This is a genomic window from Halalkaliarchaeum desulfuricum (assembly GCF_002952775.1).
Taxonomy (GTDB): Archaea; Halobacteriota; Halobacteria; order Halobacteriales; family Haloferacaceae; genus Halalkaliarchaeum; species Halalkaliarchaeum desulfuricum.
Genome location: NZ_CP025066.1, coordinates 1,243,394 through 1,260,858, shown reverse-complemented (window position 1 = coordinate 1,260,858; position 17,465 = coordinate 1,243,394). Strand labels below are relative to the sequence as shown.

The window sequence follows — 17,465 nt, the reverse complement described above, 5'->3', positions numbered from 1 at the left end:
GGGTCGAGGAAGGGTGACCGGGGGAATCAACGTGGATTGATTGGGGGATCGGCGACGGCCGAGCGGTAGTCCGCAGTGAGTCCGTGCGAGAGTATATTACCACGGGTGACAAACGCTACTCATGGAAAATGTCAACTACGTGTACACTGCGGGGATGGACGAGGAGGACGTCGAATACCACCTGCGGTCAGGCGAACACGGCGTTCTCGGGTTGGCAGACGGCGACGACGCGTACGCGATCCCCCTGAGCTACCACTACGACGGCGATCGGTTCCTCCTTCGCGTGGGCGAGTCCGGTGTGGACGACTCCGAGGAGGGGGAAAAGATGCGATTCCTCGAGACGACCGACACTGCGACGTTCGTGTGTTACGACGCTTCCTCCGAGGAATCCTGGAGTATTCTCGTTCGGGGATCCCTCCACGAGTGGCAGACGGAACTGGACGACGCGACGATCAACGAGTGGTTCCAGCCGTTCCGGCTGTTCGCCGAGGTGGTCGAGGACATCCAGTTTACTATTTACGAACTCCGGATGGTGGAAGTCGTCGGCAGAATGACCATCGAGTGATCTCCTCGGCAAGAACTCGATCCAGACCGTGCACGTCCCTCTTTCTCCCGAGCACCGTCTAGCAGACGGGTCCTGTGCTTCGACTGGATTCGGCCGGAGGCACTCAATAGAACTCCTCGTGAACGCGTTTCCCTTCGGATTCGAGGACGGGTCCGTCGACGTCCGTGTCCCCGCCTTTTCGGTCGATCACTTCCTCGCAGCTGATGCCGCTTTTCGTCTTCCCCTGGACGTTCGCCAGCGTCGAACCGGAGACGCTGTAGACGACCCGGTCCAGCCCCGCGTAGTAAATCGCAGCCGCACACATCTCGCAGGGCTCGGTGCTGGTGTACATGGTACACGCCGCGAGCTCGTCGTCGTCGAGTTCGCGGGCCGCCCAGCGGGCGAGTTTGAGTTCGGGATGGGCGGTGACGTCGTTGTCGGTCTCCGTGGTGTTTCCCGACCGCTCGACGACTGTCCCGTCGACCACGAGCAGTGATCCGAAGGGATTGTTTCCGTTCGAAACCGACTTGCGTGCCAGTTCGATCGCTTCTCGGATGTACTCCTCGTCTTCGGCCATACAGTTACTTTTCGCGGTGATACTTAGTGTACGTCACTGAGTCTCCGATACTCGGGGCGGAGAATTCTCTCGGATCAGGTAGAACGTCGAGATTAGGTGGCTGGGGAGTTCCCGGCCCCAATCTCTCCTGGCTGAAAACAGCCAGGAAATCAGGTGGGCCAACACGGATTTGAACCGCGGACCTCCCGGTTATCAGCCGAGCGCTCAACCTGACTGAGCTATTGGCCCAGGTGAGCGCAATAAGTCGTTGCGCGGGTAACTGTTTAAGATTTTCCTTTCGAAATCACGTTTACGTCCGTCGATTTTCCTCTTATCGCGGTCGGCGGATGCCGAGACGCGAGAACGAACGAGGATCGCGTACTACCGGCGTGGGACGTCGCGAGCGTCGTCGTCTTCGGTGTCGTCATTCTCCTCGGTTTCGTCGTCGCGGTCGACCTCGAAGTCGACGTCGACGACGTCGTTTCCGTCGGCCGTGTCCCTCCGGTCATCGGCGTCGAAGCCCCCGAACTCCTCGTCGAATCGCTCGCGACCGAACCCGACGCCGGCGCCCGTCTCATCGGTCCCCGGGCCGTCGGTGCCGCCGAACTGACTCCCGTCAAACTGGCTCCCGCCGAACTGGCTCCCCTCGAACTCGTCGGGGTCCGGGAAGCCGTGAGTCCACACACCCCCGGTGACGAACCCGTCCATCTCGCGGTCGAGGTACGGCACCACCACGTACCGCTTGAGCACCTCCCGGATCGGGTACCGGGTGATCGGGATCGAGATGAGGATCCCGATCGCGTCCGTGACCAGCCCCGGCGTGAGCAGGAACGCGCCGGCGGCGATCAACAGCGCGCCGTCCATGAGTTCGTCGGTCGGCGGCTCCCCGCGGGCGGCCTTGCGCTGGAGCCGGCGCAGGGTGTGTCTGCCCTCGGCGCGCACGAGCAACATCCCCACCAGCGCGGTGAGCACCACCAGCGCGATCGTCGCGGGCGCGCCGATGTACCCCGCGACCACGACCAAAAGTAGGGCGTCGGCCAGCGGGATCAAAAGCAGCAGGCCGAGGACGTACCGGAGTCGCATACCCGCCCTTCGAGCCCCGACGGTAAAAACTGCGGCGGAGTCGGTCTCCCGGTCGCAGATCACAATCCCATCCCGAATCCGAACCGCAGCAGCCACAGCGCGCCCATCCCGACGGCGATCGTCAAAAACAGGTTCTCCGTGCGCCAGGCGACCCCGGCTGCGACCAGTCCGGCCGCGAGGCGCTCGTCGGCGAGGGAGGCGACGACGCCGATGTCGGGGTCGATCGTCACCAGCGCCGGCGCGACCAGCGCGGCCAGCACCGCCGGCGGAACGAACCTGAGCGCCCGGCGTACACGCGGCGGCACCTCGTCGACGCGGCCGAACAGGTAGATGAACGAAAACCGCAGCGCGAACGTCGCGACGCCGATGACGACGATAGCGAACCACACCGCCCAGTAACCGTGTCCGGTCACACCTTCTCACCCACTTCGACCGCGAGGCCGACGACGATCCCGACGACGGCGGCCACGAGCAGCCCGAGGTTGTACGGGACGCCGGCGGCCGCGACCGCGACGACGGCCGCGACGATGCCGGCTGCTGTCGTGGGGCGATCCTTCATCGCCGGCACCAGAAGCGCAAGGAACACCAGCGGCACCGCAAACGAGAGCCCGAGTTCCGGCGGGACGCCCGCGCCGACCACGACGCCCGCGACAGTCCCGACCTGCCAGACCAGCCAGATCGACCCCGCCACGCCGAGGTAGTACGCCAGCCGGTCGGTGTTTCCCTCGCGGGCGAACCGTGCGACCGACAGCGCGTACGCCTGATCGGTGAGCACGTACGAAAGCGGCGCCTGGATCCGACGGCGGAACGACCGGAAGTGCGGTGCGATCGACGCCGAGTACATCACCATCCGGAGGTTGATGATCACGGCCGTCACGACGGCGACGGAAAGGGGAGCCGTCTCGCCGATGAGCTCCAGCGCGGCGAGCTGTGCGGCGCCGGCGAAGACGATCACGGACATGGCTACCGCCTGTACGGGCGTCAACCCGGCCTCGACGGCCGCGACACCGACGACCAGCGCGAACGGAACGATACCCAAAAACAGCGGGGACGCGTCCCTGACTCCGGCTCGTAGGTCCTCCCGGTCCACACGATCACGTTACGACCGGCAGGCAAACGACTGTCGGTTTGCCTCCCGATCTCTGGATCGAGAAACGCCCCGGAAACGAGGTAAGACGCCTACTCCCGTCCGATGACGACCGCCTCGCGGATCTCGAGGGCGGTATCGAACCCCTCGCGGCGCTGGCTTTCGGCGCCGACCCGCCAGAGCTGCCGTTCGTGTGCCCGCCGGAGCGCGTCTGCCTCCCGTTCGTTCACGCCCAGTTCCTCCCCGATCTCCTCCCAGTGTCCGGTCGGCACCAGAAAGATCGAGCGACCGGAGTCGCTCCGGACGTTCTCGTACTGTCTGTGGTACGCATCGACCCGCCCCGAAAGCAATTCCTGTCCGTCGACGAGCAGTTCCGGCAGCCGGTTCGGCGCGACGCTCGCCGTTGCGGCGGCGTACAGCAGCACCGGTCCGTCGAAGGGAAGGTGACGCTCGGGCGTCGGATTCTCCGACATCAGCCACCCGCCCGCATCGCCTTTCGTCTGAACTCCTCGATCAGCCGATCCAGCACCGACGGCTCCCCCTCGAAGGTCACCGTCACCTCCGTGAGGGTGAGCGACTGGCCGATCTCGACCGTGTCCGTGGCGAGGGTCGCCCGCCAGTCGTCACTTTCGATCTCGCTTGCCGACATCGGTTTGTCGGCGTCGGCGAACTCTCCGCCCAGGTTGCGGAGGTATCTGGCGGCGAGCCGCCGCGATATCCCGCGGAAGGGGCGTTCTCGCCGATCCCACTCTTCGGGAGTTGCGTCGTCGACCATGAATTATCCGCCAGCGACCGGGGGAAAGATCGACAGCGTGTCGCCTTCCGCCAGTTCCGTCTCCAGTCCCTCCATGTGCAACACCTCGCGTCCGTTTTTGAGTACGTTTATGTGTGGGGCCAGCTCCCCGTTGTCGAGCAGCCGTCCCTCGAGGTCTTCGTACTCCGACTCGAGCGTCTCGAGAACGTCGCCGACGACGGCGCCGTCGGGGAACTCCCGCGTTTTCGTTTTCGTTCCGACGGTCTCGCGGAACGTCGCGAAGAACCGCAGCTCCAGTTCCATACGAGGTGGGTAGGGCCCGAGGTTAAAATGTACGTCGGCACCGGCGGCCCTGGACGCGTTGCCTCGACACGTTGCCCCGCCGGCGGATTAGGGAAGGTATCGAATCGAGATCACGCCGGGCTCCGACCGGATTTCGACCCGGGAGACGCCCAGCCGTGCGGCCCGAGAAAGCGTCGTCTCCCTGTCGTCGAGGACGTCAGCGATTGCCGCCTCCGTTTCCGATTCCTCGACGGTAATGACGTGTAGCTCACCGGTTCCGGCGCGCTGTTCCCGGGTTAGCTCACCCACTGGCTGTGCCGCTGCGAGTTCCCGTTCGCGTGCGGTCGGCGGTTCGTCGCTCTCCTCGATCGTGAGGCTGCGCCGTGCCTCGACCCCGACGAGCTGCCACGTGACGCCGAGAGGTGGGTCCGGCGAGACGATGCCCTCGACGGCTTCCCCCTCCGAAAGCCCCGGATTCGACTCGAGCGTGTGCACCTGTCCGTCGGCTACGTCTCTCAACACGGCCGACTCCTCGTCGGCGTGTGTCACGAGAAACGTGCTCTCCTTCGTGTCGTCAGCCGACGAGTCGGGGTCATCGGCGGACAAGTTGGGGTCATCGGCAGACGAGTCGAGGTCGTCGTCGGTCATCGGAGGATGCTATTCGCCGGAGCGGTTTCCCGGTTTCGCCATTCATCCGCAACTGGGTACACTCTTCGTTCATCACCGACAGACCCGGTGAAACACGCCGATGAGGATTGCCCCGATGACGGGAAAAACCGGCGAGAGGAACTGTGGAACCGCATACAGGGCGGCGACGACTGGTCCGGTCAGTCCTCCTGGCGGCGGTCGACACACCGTCTCGCCGTCGAGGATGAAACATTCGGGCATCGACGCGACCGCGCCGGCGTAGACGGCCAGAAGGAACAGATAGCCGCTCAGCGCCATCGCGGCGTCGTACCGTCGATCGTGTCCGGATCCACGACGGTGCCGCCGAGCAACCAGAAGCGTCGGCGCGAGCAGCGGGGCCACCAGGAGTACGCCGACCAGGAGGACGAAGCTCCGGGAAAACGAGAGGGTGCCGGCCCGGCCGCCGGTCTGCCCGAGCAGGACGACCACGCCGAGAACGAACAGGATCCCGATGAACGCGGCGACGAGTGTCCCGACGACGGCGTAGCTTTTGAACAGGTACGAGTCGCTTTTCCCGAACGCGAACGGGACAGCGCCGACGACGCCGCGATAGCCGTCTTCCATCCGTCCGGTCGTACGCCCCGCGGCCGATTAAATCCGCCGAATGCGGGGACAGCTTGCCTGCGGTTCCGACGACAGTGAGCAGGCAGGGATCACTCGAGACGAAAGATGTGCTCTCGGTCGGCGTCACAGCTCGGACAGACGTGGTGATACACGATCCGTCGGCCGTCCGTCCTGGTCGTCCAGTTTCCCTCCTCGTCGACGTAGCCGCACTTCGGACACTTCGTGTCGGTTGTTTCATACCGGCGCAACAAGCGCTCTATCGGAGTCGCTCCACCTCTGTCTATCGAAACCATGTTAGAGACTCACATGGCCGTCCGAATAAACTTCTCCCCGGGAGCCCGCGACACTGTCGAGAGCCGAGTCAGCGTTCGGACTCTTCGACGAACTCCTCGTAGAACTCCCGGGAGAGCTGTTCGCGCTGCCAGGTACGCCGACGGTCCTCATCGAGGGTCGCCGCCCACACCGCGAGCAGCGACGCGAAAAAGACGACGCCGGGCACGACCAGCGCGAGGGCCGAAACCAGAACCTCCAGCGGAAACAGAACGAACCCGAGTCGACTGATCAGGGCGCCGATCTCGGGCCCGAACGCCGTCCATCGGACCGCGACCGGCAACACCGCCACGATGGGGACGGGGTAGACGATCGCGTTCAACACCGGCCCGCCGCGACCCCGGACGAACCCGACCGCGAACACTCCCCAGCAACCGAGCGAACCGAAGGCGCCGGCTATCAGGGCGGGGAGCCGCCGAGCCCCCGGAGCGAACGTCTCCAGTCCCTCGAAGAACAGCACCGCACTCCCGAGATATCCCGCCAGGAACCCCGCCGCGCCGACGAGAACCAAAACCGCGTGTCCGAGACGCGTTTCGCCGGCGAACGACGCCAGTCCCACGGGGAGCGTTCTCCCGTCTGGTCGAGTCATTAGGAGAGCTTTCCGAGCGCTTCAAAGAAGTCAGAGGTCGGGCCGGCCAGCCTGACGGGGGGATCGCTCCGTTCGATCGTCAGTTCGGCGGGAACCGTAAGCTCGTCCGGGTTCCGGCCGTCGCTTACGACGACGATGCGGTCGGCGCCGGTGACGCGAACGGTCACCTCGGCGTCGCCGTCGACGACCAGCGGGGGCATCCCGCCGGACGCACACATCTCGTTGACGACGAACCCACCGATCGACGGATGTACGAGCGGACCGCCCTCCGACAGATTGTACGCGGTCGATCCCGTCTGTGTCGCCACCAGTACCCCGTCGGCGTGGCCGCCGGAGTACAGCGATCCGTCGACCCGGAGGTCGTAGTCGATCCCGCCTCCGTGCCCCCGGCGGGATCCCTGTACTACGATATCGTTGACGGCGGGTCCCGACATCCAGTTGTCCGTTCGTGCCTTCACCCGGGGCACCTCGCGCACGTCCAGTTCCCCTTGTCGGTACGCCGTCACCTCCCGGCCGATCACCTCGACTGCTTCTGACGGGGAAACTGCGTTGAGAAAGCCGACCTCGCCGAGGTTGACGCCGAGAACGGGCGTCCCGCCGGCGCCCCTGGCGGCAAACAGGAACGTGCCGTCCCCCCCGATCGAGACGACGAGATCACACTCGCGAAACGTCTCCACCGGATGTCCCTCCGGCACGGCTGGTTCGTTCCCGTCGACGGCACCGAGCCGGTCTGCAGTCGCCTCGTCGATGCGAACGGCGACATCGAGTTCCCGAAGTTTCTCGCGGATCTCGGACGCGAGTCTGGCGGCCCGGGCGTTTCCCCGCTGTGCGACGATGCCTACCTCCATGCGACGCGGTTCGACACCCCTCGACAAAAGCACCACGGGTGCGTTCCGACGGGCAAAGTTCATCAGGCGGGGACTCGATTGTTCGGACAGCCGACATCGGCGACGGGATCCCGAAGAGCATGACCGACAACGACGACTGGTTCGAACGGGCGCTTCGCGAACTCGAAGCCGAAGGCGAATCGTCCGGCCGGAACGCGCGTCGATCCGACGGGAACGAAAGCACTGACGAGGGCGAAGACACCGGCGGGGGCGAAGACACCGGCGGGGGCGAAGACACCGGCGGCGACGAGATGGATCCCGGCGTCACGCCGGGACCGGAACCGATGCACGGTTCCGATGACGTCGACGACTTCGGTTTCGCCGACTTCGGCAAGCCGGGCGAATCGACGGGCGATCCCTTCGGCGGCGCAGCGTCCGGCGACGCCCCCGGCGGCTTCGAACCCGACCTAACGGAGGCGGAACTGGATTCCGACGTCGAGCGGATCCAACTCGGGATCGACGGACTCGACAGCATGATCCTCGGCGGAATTCCACAACGATCTCTCATCTCGGTGATCGGAAGCGCCGGCACCGGCAAGACGACGTTCGCTCTCCAGTTCCTCGAACACGGATTCAAAGATGGGGAACGAGCCATTTACCTCACACTCGAGGAAAGCAGGGAGGCCATCCTCTCGACCGCCGAAGACAAGGGCTGGCCGTTCCGGGAGTACGTCGAGGACGACAGGCTGGCGGTGGTTTCGATGGATCCCATCGAGATGGCGAACAGCCTCTCCAGCATCAGCTCGGACCTCTCGCGGCTGGTCGCGGACTTCGGCGCCGACAGGCTGGTTCTGGACTCGGTGTCGCTTCTGGAAATGATGTACGACCACCCGTCGAAGCGGCGGTCCCAGGTATTCGAGTTCACTCGCTCGCTCAAGGAGGTGGGGGTGACGACACTTCTCACCTCCGAGGCGAGCGAAGAGAGCCCGTACACCTCCCGATACGGGATCGTGGAGTATCTGACGGACGCAGTGTTCGTCCTCCGGTACGTTCGGACCTCGAACTTCCAGGAGACGCGTATGGCCGTCGAGATTCAGAAGATCAGGGACGCAAACCACTCTCGGGAGACGAAGCCCTACGAGATAACCAACGAGGGGATCAACGTCTACCAGCAGGCGAACCTGTTTTAAGTCGGATCGGGGATTTCACACCGATTCTCGATTCGCGCGTCCACGATCAGATCGCCGTCGACGATCAGTTCGTGGTCCTCGCGGGTGCGAAACTCGCGACAGTTATCCAGCGAATCGAAGTTGAACTCGATCCGCACGCACCGGTCGCTCGGCTGTCGGGTGAATGCGACGTCCCGGGGCGGACCCCACTCGACCATCCAGGAGGTGACCTTGAGCAGCCACCACTCCCGGTCGTCGGGGAGGTCGTCGCCGACGTCGTAGACGACCTCGCAGTTGTACTCACCCCCGTCGGGAAAGATACAACGGGCGTGGTCGGCCGTATTGGTGCCCGTCTGGGTCTCTTCCAGTGAGATACAAGGCATGTTATTTTACTGTACACACCAACCATCCGAAGTCGTACTGCTGTATATTGTCTGTTTATTTACGCTATCGTTTTTCATGATATTCCCGGGCGAGTTCCGTGTCGAGGAACACTGTCGATCCCGGGTCGTGAACTAGCTAAATCTGTGGGCGCCCCGGACCGTCACGTCGTCGAATCGGCCGTCGTACGCGACGTGGGTCGGGTGTGTCGGTTCGGTCCCCGAGAGGAACACACGGTCGAACTTCTCGTAGGTGTTCTCCCAGAACAGGTGTGCGTACTCTGCAAGGCCCCGGAGACGGTGTCCCGCGCCGTTGCGCCGCAACACTCGGCGGGGGCTCCCGTCACGGAGTGCCTCCAGAAGGTCCGTTTCCGAGCGGATCTCCGCGTCGAACTGCGTCCACGCTTCGCCGACGGTTCTCCGGAGGTGGGCGTACGACGATCCGAACCCGGAAAGTCCCGTCTCCCGTGCGACCGTTCGTGCCTTGCCGTTCTGGTGGGGAAACAGTTTCGCGTTGTAGATCTCGATGCCGTGGAGCCGCCGGAGGTTCGAGTGAATCTCCGGACCGGTGAGGCTCACCGTCGCGAATTCGGGGTGGGGGACGAGCACAACGGCGTTTTGTCGCTCGAACTCCTGCATTGCGCCCTCGAACGTGATGAAGTCAGGGACCGGACGGGAGAGCCCAACCGCCAGGAGGTGACGGCGCGAGTGCCAGTCGCCCGTAAACACCTCCCGTGCCGGGATCACCAGCAGTTCCTCGTCGCTGAACCGTTCGGCCCGGCGTTTGATTTCCGGCAGCCGCGTGAAGTGTGGCGCGTACACGAGGACGTCTATTCCGCGATCTTTCGCCCGCTTTGCGACCGACTCGTCGAGTACCTTGACGTGCATGTCGACCCGCGTCCCGGGATCGCCGGTCGACGTGTTCCCCGCCATACACGGTGATTCGGATCCGCGCCCAAATCGGTTTCCTCTTCGGGTTCTGCCGTGGCGGCCGAGCTGGGGGAAAACGGTTAACCGGTGCGGGGGCGTCGTGTCGGTATGGTCCGCTGGAACTGCGGTATCGACGGCTGTGGCGCCGGGTTCGATACCGTCGAGGACGCGATCGTCCATCAGACGACCGAGCACCAACGACACGAGTGTAACGTCTGTGGGACGATCGTACCCGAGGGGTACTTCGCGATCCGGCACGCGTTCGAGGAACACACCCGAGCCGAGTACGTGAGAGCCTACGACGCGGACTCCACGGCGGTGCGGTTGCGGGAACAGGTGAAAGAACAGATCGAATCGGAAGCCGATCTCCAGCAGGTGGTCGAACGCCTCGACGACGCCCGTGGCGGGGGAGCGCCCTCGACCGAGGGATCGACCGAACGCACGACCGAGTCGTCGTGACCGCGCCGCCCGGAGCTACCGTTCGTCGGAGTCGAGCACCCAACGCTACCGTTCGTCGGAGTCGAGCACCCGAATCTGGTCGCCACGGACGGTCACCGGGATCGGAACCGTCGCCTCGTACAGCTCGACGGTGACCTGATCTTTACCCTCGTCGATCCGCTGGACTCTCGCCTTCTCGCCTTTGAACGGACCCGCGATGAGTTCGACGATGTCGCCCTCGGCGATGCCTTCGACGTCCGGCGTCGGCGAGAGGAAATGCTCCACCTCGGCCATCGAGGACTCCCCGGGAATGATGCTGCGTGCGTGGGGAATTTCGTCCATGATCCGCTCGATCACCGCGGTGTTGTCCGACTCGACCATCACGTAACTCGTCAGCGAGTCCGGCGCTATCACCGCGTGGATCTCCTCTTCCTCCCTGTTTGCGATCATGTCGGCGACGGTCATCTCTTGGCTGGCCGTCGTCTTGACGGCAAACAGGGACATCAGACACCCACCCCTGGGAGGAGGCTCATGATCGCGAAGATGAGGAATCCGATGAAGCCGACCAGAAGGATCCCGGCTCCCGCGATCTTCGACACCTGGATGAACTCTCCCCAGGTCGGGGTGCTGGCGAGTTTTAACACCCGAATGTAGCTGTTGAGGTCGTACGGGACGTCCATATCAAACGCGGCTACGGCTTCGGAGGTTTTCTATCTGTTGATGGGCCGACGGTCGGGGCAATCGCCGATCGGAGCCGCCGATCGATCACTCGACGTAGTCGATGTCTTCGGTTCCCTGGATGGATTCGCCGGCGGGCTGGCCATCTGTTCCCCCGTAGATCTGTGGCGACTGGACGCCGGTGACGACGATCATCGTCCGCATCTGTCCGTCGAGTTCCTCGTCGATCGACGTGCCCCAGATGATGCGTGCGTCCGGATCGATCCGGTCGTAGATCTCCTCGACGACGCCCTCGGCCTCCTCGATGCTCATGTCGGAGCCGCCGGTGACGTTCACCAGCGCGGAGTTCGCCCCGGAGATGTCGACGTCCAGAAGCGGCGAGCGAAGCGCGGACTTCACCGAGTCTTGCGCCTTCGATTCGGAGTCGGATTCGCCGAGACCGATCATCGCCACGCCGCCCTTCTCCATCACCGTGCGGACGTCCGCGAAGTCGAGGTTGACGAGGCCGGGCATCGTGATCAGTTCGGTGATCCCCTTGACGGACCGCATCAACACCTCGTCGGACACTTTGAACGCCTGACGGACCGGGAGTTTCCCGACCGCGTCGAGCAGGCGGTCGTTCGGCACGACGATCACCGTGTCCGAGACGTCACGGAGCCGCTCGAGCCCCGCCTCGGCGTTCGTCCGGCGGACCTCCCCTTCGGCGGTAAACGGCGTGGTGACGATCGAGATGGTGAGCGCGCCGGTCTCGCGGGCGGCCTTGGCGACGACGGGGGCGGAACCCGTGCCGGTGCCGCCACCCAGTCCGGCGGTGACGAACACCATATCGGAGCCCTCGATGGCGTCGTAGATCTCTTCCTGGGACTCGAGGGCCGCCTCCTCGCCGACCTGCGGGAGCGATCCCGCCCCGCGACCCTGCGTCTTCTGTTGTCCCATCAGGATCTTGGTGTCGGATTCGACGTTCACCAGGTGCTGGACGTCGGTGTTGGCAGCGACCAGCTTCGCCCCGTGGATCCCCTCTTCGGACATCCGATTTACGGTGTTCCCGCCGGCGCCGCCACAGCCCACGACGGTGATGTTCGTCTGGAGATCCTGCAAGACGTCGCGGAGTTCGTCGTCGGACATCGTCCCGGTCGGCGTGGCGTCGCGGTTCGCCTCGCCGCCGAACTCCCCTTCGGGCGGATCCTCCCCCGGTTCCTCGGCCTCGTCAATCGCGTCCTCGACGATGGAGTCCATATACTTGCAAACGGATTGTGTACCGAGCCTATTTACCTTTCCCATTCGTCAGACGAACGTCTGACGCCGGATGTCGTCCGAATACGGCCGATTCGATCCATTTCTGCACGATGCCGATCGTGGACGGTCGTGGACGGTCGTGGACGGTCGTGGACGGTCGTGGACGGTCACCCGACCTCCCCGTCGAGTCCCAGATGGACGAGACAGCCGAGGAAGAACGCGCCGACGACGGCGACAGCCGCGATCTGGTAGGCCGGCTCGAACTCCCGGACCAGAAGCCAGACCCCGGCAGCGAAAAGCGCTGTCAAAGCGAAGTTGATCGGAACGCTGTGTGTCCAGTCGCGGTGTTGTCGGGTCACTATCCCGATGAGCGGATCCACGAGCGCCGCACTCCCCAGCGCGAGCATCGCGATCCCGCCGCTTGCGACTATTTCCGTGGGGATTACGTCCTCCGAGAGCAGTTCCTCGGTCGGGATCGTCGCGGCGAATTCGACCAGTCGTTCCCAGTGTAATACGCCCAGGGAGATAACGCCGAATACAGCGAAGCCTCGAAAGATCCGCGTCGCCTTCCGGCGAGGGACGGAGTTGTGGTGATCGACGTCCGGGTAGATCGACCCGACGAACGTCGTCGCTCCCGCGCCGACCGCGGCGACGACCGCCAGGATCGGGAGATCGAACGCTGTGTAGATTCCAGCCCCCACCAACAGAGCGACCGCGACCGCCGCGCGACGACCCCACTGTGCGTGGGTCGGATAGTTCGGCATATCCCGAGAATTAACCTCCTCCAGTATACATCTCTCGGCTTGTCGACTTCCGGGTGTCCGATTGATACTGGGGGGACTGGGGGAATCAGTCCGCAAAAGCGGCCCGCAGACGTCGCTCGACCGGCGCTCGCTCGACGGTCCACCAGCCGACCGCCGCTCCGATCGTTCCGGCAGTCGCCAGCAGTGCCCTGGTTTCGCCGCCGGTTACGGCGAGCGATAGCAGCGCGACCACGGCGGCGATCACGAACGCCCGGACCGGGATTCCGCGGGCGAGGTACCACATCCCGGCGAGATACGCCGTCCCGAACCCGACCGACGCGAACACGTCGACGAGGTAGTGAACGCCCAGTGCCATTCGGGAGACGCCGACGAGTCCCACGACTGTAGCCGCGGTCGCGAACCGCGGGCGACGTCGGCCGACAGTCGTCCACAGCGCCAGTGCCCCCCAGAAGACGGTCGCCGCCATCGTGTGGCCGCTCGGGAACCCGTGTTCGCTCGGAACCACGGCGTGAAGCTCTGTGGGGGGGCGGGGGAGCGCGAACGTCGCCTTCAAGAGGACGATCAGTGCGAGCCCGCCGAAGACGGTCGCGATAAGGAACGCAGTCCGGTCGGAGCAGAGCGGTTCTTCCCCGTCGTGACTGTGGCTCTCACGCAGGCTCTCGCCGACGTCGACCAGGTACAGCACTCCGAGGACCGGAACGATGACCGCGAGATCGCCCAGCACCGAAACCGCAGCGAACAGGGTCGCCGTCCATTCGGGGAGCGACTCCCGCAGGGCGACGGTCACACCGAGTCCGCGACTCATGGGGGTACGACTCCGTCCGAGCGACTAAACCGTCCCGGTTCGAACCCGGGAGCGCTTCGGCTCCCGGCATCGAACTCTCCCCCGACCTCGGGCGGCAACCAGCCGTTCGGCGATCCAGCGGTCGACCTCGTTGCCGGTGACGGTGCCGAGAACAGTCACCGACGACCGTTCTGTCCCGAACCTGTCCGGTCAGTGTCGATCGCCCACGGGATGTGAGCTTCCCTCATCCCTTCGGTCCGTTTAAGTTCCACAACCGAGACGGATACGGTAATGAGCGAACCGACAACCGAGCAGGAACTCGGCATCACTAAAAGCAAGGAACACGAGACTGGCGAGTGGTACGCCGAGGTCGTCCGGAAGGCAAAACTCGCGAGCTACGGCCCCGAGGGAATGAGCGGCTTCATCATCACCCGGCCCCGCGGCTACGCGCTGTGGGAGGCGATCCGGGACGACCTCGACGAGCAGTTCAAGTCGACGGGCGTCCGGAACGCCTACTTCCCCGTTTTCATCCCCGAATCGTATCTCCAGCGGGAGAAAGACATCATCGAGGGGTTCGACCCCGAGGTGGCGTGGGTCACCCACGGCGGTCACGATGAGCTCGAAGAGCGGCTCGCCGTCCGGCCCACCAGCGAGTCGATCATCACGCCGTACATGAGCCAGTGGATCCGCAGCCACCGCGACCTCCCGCTTCGCGTGAACCAGTGGTGTGGGGTCGTCCGCTGGGAGGCAACCGAGACGAAGCCGTTCTTCCGGACCAAGGAGTTCCTCTGGCAGGAGGGCCACACCGCCCATCGGTCCCGCGAGGACGCTCTCGAGGAGACGTTCCGCCGGCTCGACCAGTACGAATCGACCTACGAGGACCTGCTGGCGATGCCCGTCCTCAAGGGAGAAAAGCCCGAACACGACAAGTTCCCCGGCGCCCACACGACCACGACCATCGAGGCGCTCATGCCCGACGGCAAGTCGGTCCAGGGATCGACGAGCCACTACCTCGGGACATCGTTCGCGGAGGCGTTCGACATCACCTACGCCGACGAGGACGAGGAGCAGAACCTCGCACACACCACCTCCTGGGGGATCTCCTGGCGGGCGATCGGCGCCTTGATCATGACCCACTCGGACGACCAGGGGCTCGTGCTCCCCCCGACAGTGGCGCCCGAGCAGGTCGTCGTCGTCCCGATCTGGCAGTCCGACACCAAAGACGAGGTACTCGAGTACGCCGAGGAGCTGACCGCGGAGCTCGAGGAAGATGGCGTGCGCGTCAAACTTGACGACCGGGAGGGGCGCAACCCCGGTTTCAAGTTCAACGAGTGGGAGCTGAAGGGCGTCCCGCTCCGGATCGAGATCGGCCCCAATGAGGTCGACGACGACGAACTCACCCTGGTTCACCGCCCCGACGGCGAGTCGACCGTCGAGGATCGCGAGAACGCAGACGAGACGGTGCAGGACCATCTCGACGAGGTGTACGCGAAGCTGTACGCCACCGCCGAAGAGATCCTCGAGGACGGTGTCCGGGAAGCGGACACCCGCGACGAGATTCTCGGGACGATCGGTCAGCACGGCGGGTACGTGAAAGCGCCGTGGTGCGGCGAGGAGGCGTGTGAAACCGAGGTCAAAGATCAGATCGCCGCCGAGATCGTAATGGTGCCCTTCGAAGAGGAGGACGACCTCGCCGACGGCGATCACGACGAGACGTGTGCGGTCTGTGACGACGACGCCGAACGGACGGCGTACTTCGCGAAGTCCTACTAAACCCCGACCTTTTTTAACGGGGGCCTCGGGCGCTCGAAGAGCGCCCTCGACCCCCGCCAAAAAAGCTCGACCAAAAAAGCCGGCGGCTCGCTCCGCTCACGGGTCGCTACGCTCCCCGTTCGCAGTTCCGAGGCGCTCGTTTCACTCGCGCCTCGCTCCGCTCACGGGTCGCTACGCTCCCCGTTCGCAGTTCCGAGGCGCTCGTTTCACTCGCGCCTCGCTCCGCTCACGGGTCGCTACGCTCCCCGTTCGCAGTTCCGAGGCGCTCGTTTCACTCGCGCCTCGCTCCGCTCACGGGTCGCTACGCTCCCCGTTCGCAGTTCCGAGGCGCTCGTTTCACTCGCGCCTCGCTCCGCTCACGGGTCGCTACGCTCCCCGTTCGCAGTTCCGAGGCGCTCGTTTCACTCGCGCCTCGCTCCGCTCACGGGTCGCTACGCTCCCCGTTCGCAGTTCCGAGGCGCTCGTTTCACTCGCGCCTCGCTCCGCTCGCCGCCGGTGGGATTCCCTTGTTTTAAATATTTTACAGCCATTGTTCGCTCTCCAGGCTTGGTTCGCTCTCCGGGCTTCGTTCGATCCGCTATAGAAACCGTTCTCGAGGCCGAGCCGCTGCAGGGTCGAACGCTGCCCCGTATTCCTTTTTAAGTTTCCCCACGAAAATTGGAGAACTTCCCGTGCGCTCGTACTGAAAGGAATTTCAGTAACGCCACTTACAGAAATATCATTCAGATTATATTTATGGTGGTCACGTTCTATCTACTATCTGTGATGCAACACACGTCTCACTCGCTGCAAAGTCAGGCATCGACCGGACTCTCGAACCACGATCAGCGGTCTCTGGCCGGGTTAATCGGCTACATTGCGTTGCTGGTCGCCCTGCCCGTCATGATCGCCGAACCCACCTTCGCCGGCGGGACGTTCTTCGGCGCGGTCATGTTGACCGTTCTGAACGGTACTGACGGCGGGTGATCGGTCGCCCGGCAGCCGCGCCGTGCGTCAACAGGCGGCACGATTTATGGGAGCGGAGCCACATTACGTGAGTCATGTCGGATCCGGAATTCTCCGAGAAAGCGGATCCCGAGGAGGCGTTCACTGCGCTTGCGGACGACAACCGCATTGCCATCCTCCGGGCGCTGTGGGAGGCCGACGGTCACGAGGCGTCGTTCTCGCAGCTCCGCGACGCCGTCGGGATGCGGGATTCGGGTCAGTTCAACTATCACCTCGACAAACTTGTCGGTACGTTCGTCGCGAAGACGGAAACTGGGTACGAACTCACGGAAGCCGGCACCTGGGTTAATGGCGCGATCGAACGCGGGTCGTACACACTAGAAGGGTCCCTCGAACCGATTACCCTTGATCACCCGTGTCGGACCTGCGGGGACACTCGAACGCTGTATTACGAGGGTGAGACCGTCCGAATCGAGTGTGAAACCTGTCCAGTCAAAAGCCAGTTCGCCCTCCCGCCAAGCGTTCTCATCGACGTGGGCCGCGACGAGATCCCGGAGGTGGCCGGTCGGTATCTCCGATCGATGTTTCAGCATCTCGACAACAGTTTCTGCTGGTACTGCGATGGGCGAGTGGAGGTGACTGTCGAACCCGCGGTCGATCCCGACGAGGAACCACCCGAGGACGCGCCCGATGGCCTCTTCGAGCAGGTGGTGGACTTTCCGGTGGTTCGGTACGACTGCCGACGGTGTGGGGCCAGTCCAGTGGGTGGACTGAGCCAGTCCCTCCTCGATCATCCGGCTGTCGTCGCCTTTCACTCCGAGCAGGACAAAACGATCGACGGACACGAGATCTGGGAGTACGCGGCGATAGACACCGATCGCGCACGGATCCGGAGCCGGGACCCGTTCCAGGCCGTGGTCACCTACAGGGAGGACGGTGAAACGCTTTCGGTGGTCGTCGACGACTCGCTCTCCGTCGTCGACGTCGATCGCTGATCGGGGTTTCCGCCGATGGCGGACTCGAACCTGCTTGTGCCGATCCATCAGCCGCTGCCGACAGCCTTTT

General features: G+C 64.3%; 25 protein-coding genes and 1 tRNA gene. 6 read left to right on the top strand and 20 right to left on the bottom strand.

The features are described 5' to 3' along the window. The first annotated feature begins 121 nt into the window (after positions 1-121). Positions 122-565 carry a pyridoxamine 5'-phosphate oxidase family protein gene (locus tag AArcSl_RS06240; protein WP_119816513.1) on the top strand — a complete coding sequence of 148 codons (444 nt, stop codon included), beginning with the start codon at positions 122-124 and terminating at the stop codon, positions 563-565. A gap of 103 nt (positions 566-668) precedes the next feature. Here the strand turns inward: AArcSl_RS06240 and AArcSl_RS06235 are convergent, their stop codons facing one another. From AArcSl_RS06235 to AArcSl_RS06175, 13 genes are all read right to left on the bottom strand, one after another. Further along, on the bottom strand, positions 669-1,121 hold the full coding sequence (locus AArcSl_RS06235; RefSeq protein ID WP_119816510.1) for a nucleoside deaminase: 453 nt from the start codon (positions 1,119-1,121) through the stop codon (positions 669-671). 154 nt (positions 1,122-1,275) lie between these two features. Further along, positions 1,276-1,349 (bottom strand) — tRNA-Ile (locus tag AArcSl_RS06230). A 132-nt stretch (positions 1,350-1,481) separates the two neighbouring features. Further along, complete coding sequence (locus AArcSl_RS06225) at positions 1,482-2,183, bottom strand: FxsA family protein (protein WP_119816506.1); 702 nt, start codon at positions 2,181-2,183, stop codon at positions 1,482-1,484. Positions 2,184-2,242: 59 nt separating this feature from the next. Then, complete coding sequence (locus AArcSl_RS06220; RefSeq protein WP_119816503.1) at positions 2,243-2,596, bottom strand: AzlD domain-containing protein; 354 nt, start codon at positions 2,594-2,596, stop codon at positions 2,243-2,245. Next, positions 2,593-3,273 carry an AzlC family ABC transporter permease gene (locus AArcSl_RS06215; RefSeq protein WP_119816500.1) on the bottom strand — a complete coding sequence of 227 codons (681 nt, stop codon included), beginning with the start codon at positions 3,271-3,273 and terminating at the stop codon, positions 2,593-2,595. The genes AArcSl_RS06220 and AArcSl_RS06215 overlap by 4 nt, the downstream gene beginning before the upstream one ends. Before the next feature lie 89 nt (positions 3,274-3,362). Next, complete coding sequence (locus tag AArcSl_RS06210) at positions 3,363-3,743, bottom strand: hypothetical protein (protein ID WP_119816496.1); 381 nt, start codon at positions 3,741-3,743, stop codon at positions 3,363-3,365. Continuing rightward, positions 3,743-4,045 (bottom strand): hypothetical protein, encoded by a 303-nt coding sequence (locus tag AArcSl_RS06205; RefSeq protein ID WP_119816494.1) that lies wholly within the window; start codon positions 4,043-4,045, stop codon positions 3,743-3,745. Before AArcSl_RS06205 ends, AArcSl_RS06210 begins: the two co-directional genes overlap by 1 nt. A 3-nt stretch (positions 4,046-4,048) precedes the next feature. Further along, entirely contained in the window at positions 4,049-4,327 is a 279-nt protein-coding gene (locus tag AArcSl_RS06200) for a ubiquitin-like small modifier protein 1 (RefSeq protein WP_119816491.1), read from the bottom strand. Positions 4,328-4,414: 87 nt separating this feature from the next. After that, entirely contained in the window at positions 4,415-4,954 is a 540-nt protein-coding gene (locus AArcSl_RS06195) for a DUF5812 family protein (RefSeq protein WP_245883383.1), read from the bottom strand. A 72-nt stretch (positions 4,955-5,026) separates the two neighbouring features. After that, the gene (locus tag AArcSl_RS06190; protein WP_119816488.1) at positions 5,027-5,557 is read right to left on the bottom strand and encodes a hypothetical protein; all 531 of its coding nucleotides are present in this window, start codon (positions 5,555-5,557) and stop codon (positions 5,027-5,029) included. 89 nt (positions 5,558-5,646) lie between these two features. After that, on the bottom strand, positions 5,647-5,850 hold the full coding sequence (locus AArcSl_RS06185) for an HVO_0649 family zinc finger protein (RefSeq protein ID WP_119816485.1): 204 nt from the start codon (positions 5,848-5,850) through the stop codon (positions 5,647-5,649). Between the two features lie 68 nt (positions 5,851-5,918). Then, positions 5,919-6,476 carry a hypothetical protein gene (locus AArcSl_RS06180; protein ID WP_119816482.1) on the bottom strand — a complete coding sequence of 186 codons (558 nt, stop codon included), beginning with the start codon at positions 6,474-6,476 and terminating at the stop codon, positions 5,919-5,921. After that, positions 6,476-7,324 carry an NAD(+)/NADH kinase gene (locus AArcSl_RS06175; RefSeq protein ID WP_119816479.1) on the bottom strand — a complete coding sequence of 283 codons (849 nt, stop codon included), beginning with the start codon at positions 7,322-7,324 and terminating at the stop codon, positions 6,476-6,478. The genes AArcSl_RS06180 and AArcSl_RS06175 overlap by 1 nt, the downstream gene beginning before the upstream one ends. Positions 7,325-7,443: 119 nt before the next feature. Here AArcSl_RS06175 and AArcSl_RS06170 point away from each other — a divergent pair, with 119 nt between their 5' ends. Further along, positions 7,444-8,493 carry a KaiC domain-containing protein gene (locus AArcSl_RS06170; RefSeq protein ID WP_119821769.1) on the top strand — a complete coding sequence of 350 codons (1,050 nt, stop codon included), beginning with the start codon at positions 7,444-7,446 and terminating at the stop codon, positions 8,491-8,493. Here the strand turns inward: AArcSl_RS06170 and AArcSl_RS06165 are convergent. Both AArcSl_RS06165 and AArcSl_RS06160 read right to left on the bottom strand, forming a co-directional pair. Beyond that, positions 8,490-8,855, bottom strand: a complete 366-nt coding sequence (locus AArcSl_RS06165) for a hypothetical protein (protein WP_119816476.1) — start codon at positions 8,853-8,855, stop codon at positions 8,490-8,492. The genes AArcSl_RS06170 and AArcSl_RS06165 overlap by 4 nt on opposite strands. Positions 8,856-8,987: 132 nt before the next feature. Next, on the bottom strand, positions 8,988-9,740 hold the full coding sequence (locus tag AArcSl_RS06160; RefSeq protein WP_119821767.1) for a PHP-associated domain-containing protein: 753 nt from the start codon (positions 9,738-9,740) through the stop codon (positions 8,988-8,990). 150 nt (positions 9,741-9,890) lie between these two features. Here AArcSl_RS06160 and AArcSl_RS06155 point away from each other — a divergent pair, with 150 nt between their 5' ends. Then, the gene (locus tag AArcSl_RS06155; protein ID WP_119816474.1) at positions 9,891-10,241 is read left to right on the top strand and encodes a DUF7565 family protein; all 351 of its coding nucleotides are present in this window, start codon (positions 9,891-9,893) and stop codon (positions 10,239-10,241) included. Between the two features lie 45 nt (positions 10,242-10,286). Here AArcSl_RS06155 and AArcSl_RS06150 read toward each other — a convergent pair whose 3' ends face one another. From AArcSl_RS06150 to AArcSl_RS06130, 5 genes are all read right to left on the bottom strand, one after another. Then, positions 10,287-10,724, bottom strand: a complete 438-nt coding sequence (locus tag AArcSl_RS06150; protein ID WP_119816471.1) for a transcription elongation factor Spt5 — start codon at positions 10,722-10,724, stop codon at positions 10,287-10,289. Further along, entirely contained in the window at positions 10,724-10,900 is a 177-nt protein-coding gene (locus AArcSl_RS06145) for a protein translocase SEC61 complex subunit gamma (protein WP_119816468.1), read from the bottom strand. Before AArcSl_RS06145 ends, AArcSl_RS06150 begins: the two co-directional genes overlap by 1 nt. A gap of 85 nt (positions 10,901-10,985) precedes the next feature. Further along, positions 10,986-12,134, bottom strand: coding sequence for a cell division protein FtsZ (gene ftsZ, locus AArcSl_RS06140; RefSeq protein ID WP_119816465.1), 1,149 nt, complete (start codon positions 12,132-12,134; stop codon positions 10,986-10,988). Between the two features lie 167 nt (positions 12,135-12,301). Then, positions 12,302-12,898, bottom strand: coding sequence for a metal-dependent hydrolase (locus AArcSl_RS06135; protein WP_119816462.1), 597 nt, complete (start codon positions 12,896-12,898; stop codon positions 12,302-12,304). Positions 12,899-12,983: 85 nt separating this feature from the next. Further along, complete coding sequence (locus AArcSl_RS06130; RefSeq protein WP_119816459.1) at positions 12,984-13,703, bottom strand: phosphatase PAP2 family protein; 720 nt, start codon at positions 13,701-13,703, stop codon at positions 12,984-12,986. A 270-nt stretch (positions 13,704-13,973) separates the two neighbouring features. On the opposite strand from AArcSl_RS06130, the gene proS reads away from it, so the two are divergent. The 3 genes from proS (at position 13,974) to AArcSl_RS06115 (ending at position 17,395) form a co-directional block, all read left to right on the top strand. Beyond that, positions 13,974-15,455 carry a proline--tRNA ligase gene (gene proS, locus AArcSl_RS06125; protein ID WP_119816456.1) on the top strand — a complete coding sequence of 494 codons (1,482 nt, stop codon included), beginning with the start codon at positions 13,974-13,976 and terminating at the stop codon, positions 15,453-15,455. Positions 15,456-16,220: 765 nt separating this feature from the next. Beyond that, positions 16,221-16,421 carry a hypothetical protein gene (locus tag AArcSl_RS06120; RefSeq protein ID WP_119816453.1) on the top strand — a complete coding sequence of 67 codons (201 nt, stop codon included), beginning with the start codon at positions 16,221-16,223 and terminating at the stop codon, positions 16,419-16,421. Between the two features lie 74 nt (positions 16,422-16,495). After that, the gene (locus tag AArcSl_RS06115; RefSeq protein ID WP_119816450.1) at positions 16,496-17,395 is read left to right on the top strand and encodes an ArsR/SmtB family transcription factor; all 900 of its coding nucleotides are present in this window, start codon (positions 16,496-16,498) and stop codon (positions 17,393-17,395) included. Positions 17,396-17,465: the final 70 nt, after the last annotated feature.

Excerpts from the sequence above, each read along its gene's own strand:
- ftsZ (WP_119816465.1), bottom strand. The coding sequence starts at position 12,134 with ATGGACTCCATCGTCGAGGACGCGATTGACGAGGCCGAGGAACCGGGG.
- AArcSl_RS06135 (WP_119816462.1), bottom strand. The coding sequence starts at position 12,898 with ATGCCGAACTATCCGACCCACGCACAGTGGGGTCGTCGCGCGGCGGTC.
- proS (WP_119816456.1), top strand. The coding sequence starts at position 13,974 with ATGAGCGAACCGACAACCGAGCAGGAACTCGGCATCACTAAAAGCAAG.
- AArcSl_RS06165 (WP_119816476.1), bottom strand. The coding sequence starts at position 8,855 with ATGCCTTGTATCTCACTGGAAGAGACCCAGACGGGCACCAATACGGCC.
- AArcSl_RS06120 (WP_119816453.1), top strand. The coding sequence starts at position 16,221 with ATGCAACACACGTCTCACTCGCTGCAAAGTCAGGCATCGACCGGACTC.
- AArcSl_RS06115 (WP_119816450.1), top strand. The coding sequence starts at position 16,496 with ATGTCGGATCCGGAATTCTCCGAGAAAGCGGATCCCGAGGAGGCGTTC.
- AArcSl_RS06235 (WP_119816510.1), bottom strand. The coding sequence starts at position 1,121 with ATGGCCGAAGACGAGGAGTACATCCGAGAAGCGATCGAACTGGCACGC.
- AArcSl_RS06170 (WP_119821769.1), top strand. The coding sequence starts at position 7,444 with ATGACCGACAACGACGACTGGTTCGAACGGGCGCTTCGCGAACTCGAA.
- AArcSl_RS06205 (WP_119816494.1), bottom strand. The coding sequence starts at position 4,045 with ATGGTCGACGACGCAACTCCCGAAGAGTGGGATCGGCGAGAACGCCCC.
- AArcSl_RS06175 (WP_119816479.1), bottom strand. The coding sequence starts at position 7,324 with ATGGAGGTAGGCATCGTCGCACAGCGGGGAAACGCCCGGGCCGCCAGA.
- AArcSl_RS06210 (WP_119816496.1), bottom strand. The coding sequence starts at position 3,743 with ATGTCGGAGAATCCGACGCCCGAGCGTCACCTTCCCTTCGACGGACCG.
- AArcSl_RS06190 (WP_119816488.1), bottom strand. The coding sequence starts at position 5,557 with ATGGAAGACGGCTATCGCGGCGTCGTCGGCGCTGTCCCGTTCGCGTTC.
- AArcSl_RS06180 (WP_119816482.1), bottom strand. The coding sequence starts at position 6,476 with ATGACTCGACCAGACGGGAGAACGCTCCCCGTGGGACTGGCGTCGTTC.
- AArcSl_RS06150 (WP_119816471.1), bottom strand. The coding sequence starts at position 10,724 with ATGTCCCTGTTTGCCGTCAAGACGACGGCCAGCCAAGAGATGACCGTC.
- AArcSl_RS06225 (WP_119816506.1), bottom strand. The coding sequence starts at position 2,183 with ATGCGACTCCGGTACGTCCTCGGCCTGCTGCTTTTGATCCCGCTGGCC.
- AArcSl_RS06185 (WP_119816485.1), bottom strand. The coding sequence starts at position 5,850 with ATGGTTTCGATAGACAGAGGTGGAGCGACTCCGATAGAGCGCTTGTTG.
- AArcSl_RS06240 (WP_119816513.1), top strand. The coding sequence starts at position 122 with ATGGAAAATGTCAACTACGTGTACACTGCGGGGATGGACGAGGAGGAC.
- AArcSl_RS06160 (WP_119821767.1), bottom strand. The coding sequence starts at position 9,740 with ATGCACGTCAAGGTACTCGACGAGTCGGTCGCAAAGCGGGCGAAAGAT.
- AArcSl_RS06130 (WP_119816459.1), bottom strand. The coding sequence starts at position 13,703 with ATGAGTCGCGGACTCGGTGTGACCGTCGCCCTGCGGGAGTCGCTCCCC.
- AArcSl_RS06200 (WP_119816491.1), bottom strand. The coding sequence starts at position 4,327 with ATGGAACTGGAGCTGCGGTTCTTCGCGACGTTCCGCGAGACCGTCGGA.
- AArcSl_RS06195 (WP_245883383.1), bottom strand. The coding sequence starts at position 4,954 with ATGACCGACGACGACCTCGACTCGTCTGCCGATGACCCCAACTTGTCC.
- AArcSl_RS06155 (WP_119816474.1), top strand. The coding sequence starts at position 9,891 with ATGGTCCGCTGGAACTGCGGTATCGACGGCTGTGGCGCCGGGTTCGAT.
- AArcSl_RS06145 (WP_119816468.1), bottom strand. The coding sequence starts at position 10,900 with ATGGACGTCCCGTACGACCTCAACAGCTACATTCGGGTGTTAAAACTC.